This is a genomic window from Gordonia sp. WA4-43 (genome assembly GCF_020520305.1).
GTDB classification, from domain to species: Bacteria; Actinomycetota; Actinomycetes; order Mycobacteriales; family Mycobacteriaceae; genus Gordonia; species Gordonia hongkongensis.
Map to the genome: position 1 here is coordinate 4255994 of NZ_CP084736.1, position 12620 is coordinate 4268613.

The 12620-nt window shown below is 67.4% G+C and carries 13 protein-coding genes; 8 read left to right on the forward strand and 5 right to left on the reverse strand.

The features are described 5' to 3' along the window. Positions 1-25: 25 nt before the first annotated feature. The gene (locus LEL84_RS19315; protein WP_226512530.1) at positions 26-943 is read right to left on the reverse strand and encodes a LysR family transcriptional regulator; all 918 of its coding nucleotides are present in this window, start codon (positions 941-943) and stop codon (positions 26-28) included. Between the two features lie 102 nt (positions 944-1045). Between LEL84_RS19315 and LEL84_RS19320 the strand changes: the two genes are divergently transcribed. After that, positions 1046-2194 carry a TDT family transporter gene (locus LEL84_RS19320; RefSeq protein ID WP_226512531.1) on the forward strand — a complete coding sequence of 383 codons (1149 nt, stop codon included), beginning with the start codon at positions 1046-1048 and terminating at the stop codon, positions 2192-2194. Between the two features lie 400 nt (positions 2195-2594). On the opposite strand, the gene LEL84_RS19325 is transcribed toward LEL84_RS19320, so the two are convergent. Continuing rightward, positions 2595-3389 (reverse strand): VOC family protein, encoded by a 795-nt coding sequence (locus LEL84_RS19325; RefSeq protein WP_004023121.1) that lies wholly within the window; start codon positions 3387-3389, stop codon positions 2595-2597. A 153-nt stretch (positions 3390-3542) separates the two neighbouring features. Here LEL84_RS19325 and LEL84_RS19330 point away from each other — a divergent pair, with 153 nt between their 5' ends. Beyond that, positions 3543-4112, forward strand: coding sequence for a hypothetical protein (locus LEL84_RS19330; RefSeq protein WP_226512532.1), 570 nt, complete (start codon positions 3543-3545; stop codon positions 4110-4112). Here LEL84_RS19330 and LEL84_RS19335 read toward each other — a convergent pair. From LEL84_RS19335 to LEL84_RS19345, 3 genes are all read right to left on the reverse strand, one after another. Beyond that, positions 4087-4614 (reverse strand): C40 family peptidase, encoded by a 528-nt coding sequence (locus tag LEL84_RS19335; RefSeq protein WP_058251171.1) that lies wholly within the window; start codon positions 4612-4614, stop codon positions 4087-4089. The two genes, LEL84_RS19330 and LEL84_RS19335, sit on opposite strands and share 26 nt — an antisense overlap. A 123-nt stretch (positions 4615-4737) precedes the next feature. Further along, complete coding sequence (locus LEL84_RS19340; RefSeq protein WP_065629138.1) at positions 4738-5136, reverse strand: hypothetical protein; 399 nt, start codon at positions 5134-5136, stop codon at positions 4738-4740. A 25-nt stretch (positions 5137-5161) separates the two neighbouring features. After that, positions 5162-6400 carry a Rieske 2Fe-2S domain-containing protein gene (locus LEL84_RS19345; protein WP_226512533.1) on the reverse strand — a complete coding sequence of 413 codons (1239 nt, stop codon included), beginning with the start codon at positions 6398-6400 and terminating at the stop codon, positions 5162-5164. A gap of 225 nt (positions 6401-6625) precedes the next feature. Between LEL84_RS19345 and hsaA the strand changes: the two genes are divergently transcribed. The 6 genes from hsaA (at position 6626) to LEL84_RS19375 (ending at position 12598) form a co-directional block, all read left to right on the forward strand. Beyond that, on the forward strand, positions 6626-7810 hold the full coding sequence (gene hsaA, locus LEL84_RS19350; protein WP_065629140.1) for a 3-hydroxy-9,10-secoandrosta-1,3,5(10)-triene-9,17-dione monooxygenase oxygenase subunit: 1185 nt from the start codon (positions 6626-6628) through the stop codon (positions 7808-7810). 96 nt (positions 7811-7906) lie between these two features. After that, complete coding sequence (gene hsaC, locus LEL84_RS19355; protein WP_058251167.1) at positions 7907-8818, forward strand: iron-dependent extradiol dioxygenase HsaC; 912 nt, start codon at positions 7907-7909, stop codon at positions 8816-8818. A gap of 16 nt (positions 8819-8834) precedes the next feature. Further along, positions 8835-9434, forward strand: a complete 600-nt coding sequence (hsaB, locus tag LEL84_RS19360) for a 3-hydroxy-9,10-secoandrosta-1,3,5(10)-triene-9,17-dione monooxygenase reductase subunit (RefSeq protein ID WP_159371818.1) — start codon at positions 8835-8837, stop codon at positions 9432-9434. Next, a complete protein-coding gene (locus LEL84_RS19365) occupies positions 9431-10675 on the forward strand; it encodes a hypothetical protein (RefSeq protein WP_226512534.1) in 1245 nt (414 codons plus the stop codon). Before hsaB ends, LEL84_RS19365 begins: the two co-directional genes overlap by 4 nt. Beyond that, entirely contained in the window at positions 10672-11463 is a 792-nt protein-coding gene (locus LEL84_RS19370) for an SDR family oxidoreductase (protein ID WP_065629142.1), read from the forward strand. Before LEL84_RS19365 ends, LEL84_RS19370 begins: the two co-directional genes overlap by 4 nt. Next, complete coding sequence (locus LEL84_RS19375; RefSeq protein WP_226512535.1) at positions 11456-12598, forward strand: sulfotransferase family protein; 1143 nt, start codon at positions 11456-11458, stop codon at positions 12596-12598. The genes LEL84_RS19370 and LEL84_RS19375 overlap by 8 nt, the downstream gene beginning before the upstream one ends. The last annotated feature ends 22 nt before the right edge of the window (positions 12599-12620 follow it).

Below are 12620 nucleotides of genomic sequence, written 5' to 3' on the forward strand. Positions count from 1 at the left end.
CGCTGGGCCGCTTGCCGGTTGCCGCTCAGCTTCGGCTGATATGCGCGAGGAAGTCGCGCGCGGCGCCGGCACTCGGTTGCGGGCCCGACAACCAGACCGCGCGTAGCGGCCGGGCGAGGTCGAGGTCGGCTATCGGGACGTGGGTGAGCCGGTGACCGAGGTCGTCGGCCACCGAGAGGTCACTGAGGACCGCCGGACCGGCTCCTGCGATGACCGCCGCCCGCACCGACGCCGTCGTGGACAGTTCCAGGACGGGTGGCGCGGCCTCGCGTCCGGGGCCGAGGGTCCTGGTCAGGGCGCGCTCGAGAAACTCCCGGGTGCCCGAGCCCTCCTCACGCGTCACCAATGGAGTGCGGGCGAGATCGGCGGCCGTGACCGGCCGCCGCAGCCGCGTCCACGGATGACCCGGTGGTACGACGAGGATCAGCTTGTCGCGCGCGACGGCCCGGCTGCGCAGACCGGTCTGGACGCGGGACCCTTCCACGAAGCCGAGTTCGATGTCGCCGGCACGGATTAGGTCGTACACGTGATCGGAGTTGGTCGCGGTGAACGACACCTTGGGGGCGGGCTGATGCTGGGCGGCGAACGTGACGAGCCAGCGGGGCAGGAGGTGCTCGGCGACGGTCAGGCTGGCGGCCAGGCGCAGCTGATCACGTCGTTCGAGGCGTAGGGCGGCCAGACCGGCGTCGAATTCGCCGGCCAGGGTCAGCAGGCGGTCGGCCCATTCGGCGACGAGTCGTCCGGACTGGGTCGGCACCGAACCGCGCGGCGTGCGCGTCAGCAGGGCGACGCCGAGCTGCGTCTCCATGGCGCGGATGCGCGCCGACACCGCCTGCTGGGTGACGCCGAGTTGGGTCGCGGCGGCGTTGAGGCTGCCCGTCCCGACCACCGCCTGCAGGGTCTCGAGGGACGCGAGGTCGGGCATCCGCGGACTCAGCACCATCGCTCGAGGGTACAAGCGGCGGTGGTACCCCGGATACAAACGGCGGTTGTGCCCTGCCAACGATTCGGGTCCTACCGGCGTCGTTGGATTCGCGGGAACGTGATGGACATGACCACGACCACTGCCTCCGCCGGACTCGCAGCACCGGACCTCGGGACCGCAACAGCCCGCGCGGTGGGGCGGCGTCGCGCCTCCTACGTGCCGCCCAACTGGTTCGCCGCGGTGATGGGCACGGGGATCATCGCGATCGCCGCGCACAGCCTGCCCTGGCAGCCCACGGGTCTAGCGGAGGTGGCAACCGTTTTCTGGCTGTTGGCCTGCGCGGTGTTTGGCGTCGTGCTGGTCGCCACGGTCCGGCACTGGGTCCGCGACCCGGAGGTCGCCCGCGGTCATCACGCCCACCCCGTCGTCGCCCACTTCTACGGTGCGGTGCCGATGGCGATCATGACGGTCGGGACCAGCACGATGGTCGTCGGAGCGACGGTGATCGGCCGGGATCTGGCGCTGGGGATCGACCTCGTGTGCTGGGTCGTCGGCACGATCGGCGGGGTCGTCACCGCGGTGGTCATCCCGTATCGGCATCTCATCGTCGGCCGCTCGTCGGTCGGCGACGCGTTCGGCGGCTGGCTGATGCCCGTCGTCCCCCCGATGGTCTCGGCGTCGGCGGCCGCGGTGCTCACCCCGCAGTTGTCCGCTGGTTGGGCGTCGCATGTGGTGATGGGGATCGGTTGCGCGATGTTCGTGCTGGCCGCACTCGCCTCGCTCCCCATTCTGTGGGTGCTGGCGTCGCGGCTGCGCACCGGCGACGTCGGCGCCGCGCACATGGTCCCCACCTGGTGGATCGTCCTCGGACCGCTCGGCCAATCGGTCACCGCGGCGTGCCTGCTGGCCCACGTCGCACCCCATGTCGTCGACGCGCCCATGGCTGAGACCTTGCATTCGTTTACGGTCGGTTATGGCCTCACCGTCTGGGTGGCGGCAACCCTGTGGATCGCCGTCGCAACACGGCTCACCGCGCGGACCCTGAGGTCGGGAATGCCGTTCGCGATGACCTGGTGGGCGTTCACCTTCCCCCTCGGCACCTACGTCACGGGTTCGAGTGCGCTGGCCCTCACCGTCGGTGGGACGGTCTTCGAGGTCGTGGCCGTCGCCGGGTTCACGGTCCTCGTCCTGGCATGGAGCGGCGTGGCGGTCCGCACGATTCGCGGGGTCGTCACCGGCGAACTCCTCCGGGCACCCGGGGTGCGGTGAGGAGCCGCATCCGCAAACCCACCCCTTTTCCGTAAACCCACCACGCTCGGACCGGGTGGGTTTACGGAAAACGGGTGGGTTTGTCGGAAGGGCGGGGCTACGAGATCCCGGCAGTAGCGGGTTGCGGAGTGTGCGCGGGCGGGTGTGCCGTCTCGCCAGGTGGGGACCTCGTCGAGGTAGCTCTGCACGGAGGCGGGAGGGACGGCCGAATCGTGTGCCGACATGCGAATCCTGTTCTACGCCGACGAGTTCCACGCGATATGACGGTGAATCGTGTCTGTGGAAGTCGGACGCTACAGGGTGCCGTCGGCCATCGCGTTGCGGCGGGATGAACGTTTGACGCCGCCGATGACCTGCGCGGTAGGACTCGGTGCGCACCGAGCCCTACCGCGGCTGCGCGTCACATGCCGGCGGGCGGATGTCCCAGACAGATCAGGGCGCCCATCGGATCCTTGATCGCGGCCAGCGTCCCGTACGGGGTGTCCTCGCCGGCCATGAGGATCTCCGCGCCCAGCGACTCGGCCTGCTTCACCGTGGCAGCGACATCGTCGACGGTGATGTAGACCTGCCAGAACGACGGCACCCCGGCCGGGAAGAGCTTGACCGAGTCCATGATCCCCGCGTACGACGCCTCACCGTAGAAGATCTGGCCGTAGCTGTCGGGCCCGACGGCGTCCGGGTCGCCACCGGTGCCGACCTCCTCGATGCGCGCGCCGAGCACGGTCCGGTAGAACTCGACGGACTTGGCGTAGTCCATGCTCTGACACTCGAACCAGTAGGGCGTGCCGTGCTCGCCGAACTCGGTGTACCCCTTGTGATTCTTCGGTTGCCAGAACCCGATCGCCGCCCCCGCGGTGTCGAAGGCCATCAACATCGTGCCCTCCTCGCCGATGGCCATCGGCGGCACCATGATCGAGCCCCCGGCCGACTCGACGGCCTTCACCGTGGCGTCGGCATCCTCAGTGTGGAGGTACACCGTCCAGATGTCGGGCGGCCCGGCGCCTTCCATCACCGGGCTCAGCCCAGCCACCCGCTTGCCGTTCTTGTGGAAGTTGCGATAACCGCCCATCTCCTCGTCGGGGGCCTCGGCCTCCCAGCCGAAGATCGCGCCGTAGAACTCCTCGGCCTTCGCGGTGTCACTGCTCATCAGGTCGAACCAGATCGGTGCCCCGGAGGGGGCTGCATACTCGGCCATTGCTGGGTCCTCTTTCTTGCTCCGCGTGAACTGGTGGACGACTGCCCGTCGAAACTTCTGACTGACAGGGTCGCGCAAACTCATCGGTCGCGGACGGCGTTGCGGATAGTCCGACCGATATCCACCGACGTCGGCTCATGGCACCCTGATCGGATGACCAAGCATGAAGGGACGGGCGAACGACTCCGCGGCCTCGCGTGGCCGACGATGCTGGCGGGTGGTCTGCTGCTGGTGCTCCTGGCACAGGTGCAGTGGGGCAGTACCGATGAGGGCGTGGAGCCGTCGATCACCGGGTTGGGACGCGTCACGATCCTGGGCGCCAGCGACGACGATGTCGCGTTCTTCTTCGAGGACAACACCGGCCGCCCGGGCCTGAGCGTGGTGGTGCTCGGTGCCGTGATCGCGGTGGTCGCCGCCCTCGGCTGGTGGCGCCCACGTCTGCGCCCGTCCGCCATCGGCCTCATCGGGCTGGCGTCGGTCATCGTGCTCGTCGTCGGCATCCGCACGCTGAGCGACCCCGCCGCGCATCTGTTCTCCGACCGCGTGTCCGAGGCGCTCGACGCCGACCTCCCCGACATGCAGGCGGGTTACGGACTGATCGGGACCGTCGTGGTCGCGATCCTGCTCCTCGTCGTCGTCGGATTCTGGGTGCTGAGCACCGTATGGCCGCGTGCGGGTGCCGCCGACCGAGTCGAGATCAACCGAACCGACGAATCGTCTTGATGTAGCCCATGTCCTTCAGCTTCGTGAATCCGATGGGGACGCCGTTGGGGCCGTAGGCGTTGAACACCCGACCGGCGCCCGCGTAGATGCCGACGTGCCCGGCGTCGCGGCCGAAGATGATGATGTCCCCCGGTGCGAGTGCACGGAACGGGATCGCGTGTCCGACCTTCGCCTGTTGCTGGCTGGTCCGGGGGAGCTGGACGCCGGTCGTGTAGAACGCCCACCGCACCAGCCCGGAGCAGTCCCACGAATGCGGGCCGACGCCGGCCCACTTGTACGGCTTGCCGATCTGGGTGATCGCCGCCCCGAGCGCGTTGAGGCCGACGGTGGTCGGGATCGGCAGATAGATCGGGACCGAACCGGAGGAATCCGACGACCCCGCGGCCGCGGCGTGACCGGTGTCGAGGAGTGGGGAGCCGGCAAGGGGAACACCGACCGACAACGCGGCAGTGAGTGCGATGGTGCAGGTCACGCGCCTGGCGCGCGTCATCGAAACGGACATGACGACAGCTTGGCCGAGGCGGGACGGCGTGTCGTCGATCGTTCCCCAGGAGTGACGAACGTGTGACCGGTGTGATGCCTGAGCCTTGTGTTATCTAATGGTGCTGCAGTTCCGGTTAACCGATCACCAGTAGCCGTCGGGATCGGTGGCGGGCGACTCGGCCGGGATGATGCCCTCGGTGACCCCGTGGTCGATGCTCGCCGACAGCCGGGCGCACGTCGGCATCATCGCTCCGGGCAGCAGCGGGCCGTTCCCGTCGTCGCCGCCGGCGCGCATCTGCTCGAGGCCGAGGCAGCGGTCCCGGGCGTCGGCGTTCCACTGCACGCTGGTGTGGAACGAACTGGTCTTCTTCACCAGCACACAGGCGTGGCATGCCCGGCACTCGATCTCGCGCATCCCACCCTGCAGGTAGTGCTCGCGGTCGCGGCGGGTGGCCTCGTGAACCCGGGCGAGCCGGTCCGGATCGTTCTGGAAGTCGGGCGCCTTCGCCCAACGGTCGGAACCCCCGGGAGCCCCTGCCATCCGAACCCCTGCCGCCCGGGTCACGTCAGACCTCGGCCTTCTCCGTGGATTCCGACGCCGTGGATTCCGCAGCCTTCTCGGCCTCCTGGCGGCGCAGGTTCTCCTGGATCTCCTCGTTCCAGCTCTCAAGGGCCTTGGAGGTGTCGATCTCGTACTCGAACCGGCCGGTCATCTCGTCGGTGACGTCGGCCTTGTCGACGTAGAACTGGTCGTACCAGCGGCGGAGCTGGTACACCGGGCCGTCCTCCTCGACGAGGAGCGGGTTGTCGATCCGGGTCTTGTTCTTCCAGATCTCGACGTCCTGCAGGAAGCCCACCTCGACCCCGGCGCTGATCTTGGTGGCCATCTTCGACGCCTGTTCGGCGGTCAGGCCGTCCGGGACCTTGGCCATCACGCCGTACATCAGGACGAAGGAGTTCTCGTCGATCGGGTAGTGGCAGTTGGTGAGGATGGTCTCGACCGCGTAGCCGCCGTAGTACTGGATCATCGGGTTCAACATGTACGACGGGCCGTAATACGCTGCGATCGATTCGAGGCGGCTGTCGCCGTAATTGGTGCCGAGGGTGACGTCGGGCCGGCCGTGCGAATTCATGTACTGCGCGGCGATCTCACCCTCGAAGACGTTCTTGAAGTAATCCGGAAGAGCGAAATGCACGTAGTAGAAGTGCGCCATGTCGACGACGTTGTCGATGATCTCGCGACAGTTGGACCCCTCGATCACGATGCGGTTCCAGGTCCAGGGCGTCCACTCGTCGGACCCGAATTCCTCGAGTTCGGGGATGATGCACTCCTCCGGGGGCGGATTGCCCTCGGGATCGTTGTAGACGAAGATCTGGCCGTTGCGGACCATCGACGGCCACGAACGGGTCTTGGCGAGCTTCGGGTTGCGCTTGGCGTAGGGCACGCCGGCGCAGCGTCCGTTGCCCTTCCACAGCCAGCCGTGGAACGGGCACGCCACGTTGTCGCCCGAGAGCTTGCCCTGGGAGAGGTCACCGCCCATGTGCCGGCAGAACGCGTCGAGCACGTTCACCTCGCCCTTGGTGTCGACCCAGACCACCAGCTTGGTGCCGAAGATCGTGACGGAGTGGGGCTTGCCGTCGTCGAACTCCTCGTGCAGGCCGAGGCAGTGCCAGCCGCGCGCGAACCGGGTGGGCGGCGCACCCGTGTCGATCTCCCGGATACCCACATCGGCCCCGTCGGAGGCGACGGCTGCGCTCGGCGCGCCGGGGCTGCTCGGGGTCATCGTCTCGGGTCCTGAAGACATGTGCCCTCTCCTGTCTGTGGCTGGTGTCGCGTCGAAGAACTGTACCCAATACTAGAACACGTTTCAGATTTGTCAGCCCGATCGTCGTCCCGAACGCCGATCGGGCCTGTACATGGGCATAAAGTCCCAGTCCTCGACAGAAATGAGAACGTGTTCTAATCTCGAACTCGATGGGTACAGCGGCCGGCTCGTCCGGCCGAGGAGAGACGAGTAGGAGCAGGCGAGATGCCAGCACAACGGAGCGAAGCCGCCGAGCAGGTCCTGGAGAAGATCAACGTCCTGCTCCCGGAACTCGAGCAGCGTGCGCAGTCGACCGAGGATCTGCGTCGAATCCCCGACGAGACCGTCTCGAGCCTCGAGACCGCCGGCTTCTTCCGGCTGTTGCAGCCCGAGCAGTGGGGTGGCTACCAGGTCGACCCGGTCACCTTCTACGAAGCGGTCCGCCGGATCGCGTCGGCCTGCGGGTCCACCGGCTGGGTGTCGGGCATCATCGGCGTCCACAACTGGCACCTCGCCCTCTTCGACCAGCAGGCGCAGGAAGACGTGTGGGGTTCGGACACCAATGTCCGGATCTCGTCGTCGTACGCGCCGATGGGCATGGGTGAGGTCGTCGACGGCGGCTACAAGGTCAACGGTTCGTGGGCGTGGTCGTCGGGTTGCGAGACTGCTGACTGGGTCTTTGTCGGGGGTCCGGTCATCAAGAACGGCAAGCCCGTCGACTTCGTCAGCTTCCTGATCCCGCGTGAGGACTACACGATCAAGGACGTGTGGAACGTCGTCGGTCTGCGCGGCACAGGGTCCAACACCATCGAGGTCAAGGACGTGTTCGTGCCCCGGCACCGCATGCTCAGCATGCGCACGATGTCGATGGGGCAGAGCCCGGGCCTCGAGCGCAACACCGCGCCGGTCTACAAGATGCCCTGGGGCACCATCCATCCCAGCACCATCGCGACGCCGATCGTCGGCATGGCCTACGGCGCCTACCGCGCCCACGTCGAGCACCAGGGCAAGCGGGTCCGGGCCGCCTACGCGGGCGAGAAGGCCAAGGAGGATCCGTTCGCCAAGGTCCGGATCGCCGAGGCCGCCAGCGACATCGACGCCGCGTGGCGCCAGCTGTCGGGCAACCTGCAGGCCGAGTACGACCTCATCCTCGCCGGCGAGGAGGTCCCGATGGAACTGCGGCTGTCCGCTCGACGCGACCAGGTGCGTGCGACCGGACGTGCGATCGCCGCGATCGACCGACTCTTCGAGAACTCGGGCGCCCACGCCCTGGAGAACGGGACGCCGATCCAGCGCTTCTGGCGCGACGCCCACGCCGGCCGCGTGCACGCCGCGAACGACCCGGAGCGCGCCTACGTCGCATTCGGCAACGGCGAGTTCGGGATTCCCATCGGCGACACGATGGTGTGACCCTTCGTGACGCTCGCAAGCTCGCTCCTCAGGGAGCAGGGAAGTGGCTCGCAAGCTCGCTCCTCAGGGAGCAGGGACAAGACAGGATTGATCGAGATGAGTGACAGTCCGATTCGCTCGTTGGGGTACATGAGGATCGAGGCCACCGACATCGAGGCGTGGCGCACCTACGGCCTCAAGGTCCTCGGCATGATCGAGGGCTCTGGTCTCACCGACGGTGCCCTGTATCTCCGGATGGACGATTTCCCGGCCCGTCTGGTCATCGTGCCGTCCGAGCACGACCGGCTCGCCTGCGCGGGCTGGGAGGTCGCGAATGCCGCTGAGTTGCAGGATGTCCGGGATCGGCTGTCGCGTGCGGGTGTGGTCTTCCGCGAGGGCAAGGACGAGGAGGTCGCCGACCGTCGGGTCGCCGAGATGATCGTCTTCGACGACCCGGCGGACAACACCCTGGAGGTCTTCCACGGCGCCGCGCTGGAGCACCGGCGCGTCGTCAGCCCGTACGGGCATCGCTTCGTCACCGAGGAGCAGGGTCTGGGCCACGTGGTGCTCACCTGCTCCGACGACAAGGCAGCGCTCGAATTCTACCGGGACGTCCTGGGATTCAAGCTCCGTGACTCGATGCGCCTCCCGCCGCAGGTCGTCGGCCGCGAAGAGGGCGACGAGGTGCCGTGGCTGCGCTTCCTCGGTTGCAACCCCCGGCACCATTCGCTGGCCTTCCTGCCGATCCCGAACAGCACCGGCATCGTCCACCTGATGGTGGAGGTGGAGAACGCCGACGACGTCGGCCTGTGCCTCGACCGCGCGCTGCGCAAGAAGGTGCCGATGTCGGCGACCCTCGGCCGACACGTCAACGACCTCATGCTGTCCTTCTACATGAAGACACCCGGCGGCTTCGACATCGAATTCGGTTGTGAGGGGCGCACGGTGAAGGACGACGAGTGGATCGCCCGGGAGAGCACGGCAGTGAGTCTGTGGGGGCATGACTTCAGCGTCGGGTTCAAGGGCTGAGATGCCCTTGTCCGAGATGCCCTCCGGCGCCACGGCCCAGCAGTCCACGCGTTCGCCGTACGGGTCCGCCGACTTCGACTCCCGTCAGTTCCGAACGGCGATGGGCCAGTTCTGTACCGGCGTCACCGTCATCACGACCCTCGACGACGCGGGCAAGCCGGTCGGGTTCGCGTGCCAGTCGTTCGCCGCGTTGTCGCTCGATCCGCCGCTGGTCCTCTTCTGCCCGATGAAGACCTCCCGGAGCTGGAAGGTCATAGAGAAGACGGGCAAGTTCTGTGTGAACGTCCTGTCGAACCGCCAGCAGGACGTCAGCGCCGCCTTCGGCGCCCCCGGCGACGACAAGTTCGCGAACGTCACCTGGGACCCGTCACCGGCCGGCCTCCCCGTCATCCGGCACAGCCTGACCTGGGTCGAATGCGACGTGGAGACCGTCACCGACGGCGGCGACCATCACATCGTCATCGGCCGCGCACTGACTCTCGGAGAAGTGCTGCAGGACAAGCCGTTGCTGTTCTACCGTGGCGGCTACCTGTCGACCGAACACCCGCGGGTCACACCCGCACAGGCAGAGTTGGAAAACTTCCTCACATGGACGGGCGGGGACACCTGGCTATGACCGTCGATGACGCGACGAGCACCGAGACAGCGACGACCGAGACATCGTCAACCGAAACAACGAGTGGCGCACCGCTGGTCACGCAGCCCCTCCTCGACGCGATCGCGGAGGCCGAGAAGCTGGTCGCATCGGCCGATTTCGCCGAGACCGACCAAGATCTCGCCGAAGGCTACGACTACCTCGCGGGGAGTATCGCCGCCATCGTCCAGCTGGTGCGCGCCCGGTCCATCTCCCACCCGAACTTCGTGACGTCCACCGGGCCGTCGACCAAGATGGGCCTGGACAATCCGGACACGCTCTACTATCACGCCGACGTCGAGCCCACCGGGACCTACCGGGTACGCGGGCGGCGCGGTACGACAACCGATCTCAGCTTCCAGGTCCTGCGTGGTGACTACACGGCCTCGTCGGTACCGGGCGGCGAGGATGCGTTCGACGACCGGCGGCTGACGATCGCCGACGACGGGTCGTTCGAACTGACCTTCGGCCCACCCATCCCGGATGCGCCGGACGACTACTTCCCGCTCGGGGAGGGCGCGTCGATGCTCGCGGTGCGCGAGGTCTACTCCGACTGGTCCGAACGCAAGGGGTCGATCACCATCGAACGGGTCGACACCATCGGGACCGCGCCGCCGGAGCCGGACCTGGCCCGGGTGTCCCGCCGGTACGCGACGGCCGGCAAGATGCTGACGGCTCGCATCAACACCTGGTTCAATTTCCCGAAGTGGTTCTACCTCGACGAGCCGGTCAACACGTTCACCGAACCGCGGCAGACCCCCGGCGGCCTCAGCACGCAGTTCTCCTCCGTCGGACACTTCCGGTTGGGGCCCGACGAGGCGATGATGATCACCATTCCGCGGTCCGACGCCCCGTACCAGGGATTCCAGCTTGGCAGCATGTGGTACATCTCGCTGGACTACGTCAACCACCAGACCAGCCTGAACTCCGCTCAGGCGCAGGTGGATCCGGACGGCATGATCCGGATGGTGGTGTCCCACCGCGACCCGGGCGTCGCGAACTGGATCGAGACGACCGGCCGGTCGACGGGCATCCTGCAGTTCCGGTGGCAGCGCAGTGATTCGCCGATCGGCCCGGACCTGGGCCCGACCGCACAGGTCGTCGCGTTCGACGAAGTCGCCGACCATCTGCCGCACCTCGAGCACAACAGGATCGACGCCGACGGCTGGGCGGAGCGGATCACGGCACGTCAGCGCGGGTTCGCCGAAAGGATGCTGGGATGAGCGCACAGGGGGGTCTGCTCGCCGACAAGGTCGTCGTGGTCTCGGGTGTCGGTCCGGGACTCGGGCGGTCGATCTGCCTGCGCGCCGCCGCGGAGGGCGCACGGGTCGTCCTCGCCGCCCGTACGGAATCAAGGCTGAAGGAGGTCGCCGCCGAGATCGACGCCGCCGGCGGGACCAGTCTCGTCGTCCCGGCCGACATCACCGACGACGCCGCCGTCGACAATCTGGTCGCCACCACCGTTGACGAGTTCGGCCGGGCCGATGTGCTGGTCAACAACGCCTTCGCGCTCCCGTCGATGAAGCCGTTGTCCCGCACCGACTTCGATCAGATCGCGAGCAGCATAGACGTCACCGTGCTGGGCACACTGCGGGTCATCCGCGCGTTCACCGACGCGCTGGCCGAGGCCGACGGCTCGATCGTGAACATCAACTCGATGGTCATCCGGCACTCCGAACCCCGTTACGGCAGTTACAAGATCGCGAAGTCGGCGCTGCTGGCGATGTCGCAGTCGCTGGCCTCCGAACTCGGCGACAAGGGGATTCGCATCAACTCGGTCGCACCGGGTTACATCTGGGACGACCAGCTGAAGTGGTACTTCGGCGAGGTCGCCAAGAAATACGGGATCTCACCCGACGACGTCTACGAGCAGACGGCGTCGAAGTCCGACCTCAAGCGATTGCCGGAGCCGGACGAGATCGCCGACGCCGTCGTGTTCCTCGCCTCGCCGATGGCGCGCGCCATCACCGGGCACACCCTGGACGTGAATTGCGGTGAATACCATGACTAGTGCGGCACGCACCGACGTCGGCACGATCGAGGACCTGCATTCCTCGGCCAGTCGCGCCACCGGCCTCGACGACTTCGGGGACACCGAGTACCTGGAGCCGTTGGGCATCCTGCTCGACTCCTACCGCTTCGAGGCGGGGCTGACCGAGATCGGCAGCAAGATGTTCCGCTTCTTCCTCAAGGGTGCGTTGGTCGCCCGGTTGCTCAGCGAGGCGTCGTGGAAGGCGAACCCGGGGTATGCCGACGTCGAGGTGACGCGGCCGATCTTCGTGACCGGCCTGCCGCGGACGGGAACGACTGCGCTGCACCGACTCCTGGCCGCCGATCCGGCGCACCAGGGCGTCGAGATGTGGCTCGCCGAGTTCCCGCAGCCCCGGCCGCCGCGCGACACCTGGTCGGACAATCCCGTCTACCAGCAGATCCAGGCCGGATTCGAGCAACATCACGTCGAGAATCCCGAGTTCATGGGGTTGCACTACATGGACGCCGGCGAGGTCGAGGAGTGCTGGCAGCTGCTCCGCCAGAGCGTCATGTCGATCTCGTACGAATCCCTCGCGCACATCCCGACCTACTCGAGGTGGCTCGCCCAACAGGACTGGACGCCGGCGTATCTCCGACACCGCAAGAACCTGCAGCTGATCGGGCTCAACGACCCCGGCAAGCGGTGGGTGCTCAAGAACCCCAGCCATCTGTTCGCGCTCGACGCGCTCATGGCGGCGTACCCGGATGCCCTGGTGATCCAGACGCACCGGCCGCCCAGCACTCTCATCGCGTCGATGTGCAGCTTGGCCGAACACGCCACCCCGGGATGGTCGACGACGTTCACCGGCGAGCAAGTGGGCCAGGACCAACTCGAGCTGTGGTCACGCGGACTCCGTGAGTTCTCCACCGCACGGAAGCGGTACGACCCGGCCCAGTTCCTCGACATCGACTTCACCGATCTGCGCAACGACCCGATGGGCACCGTCGAGCGGGTGTACGCGGCGCTGGACACCCCGATGTCGGAGGACGCGCGTGCGGCGGTGACCGCGCTCGACGAGGAGAGCCGGTCGGGTGCGCGCAAACCGCAGCACCGGTACCAGCTCGCCGATTACGGACTCGACGAGGCAACGGTCGAGGCGGCCTTCGCCGTCTGACCCACCGGTCGCCCGTCGGTCG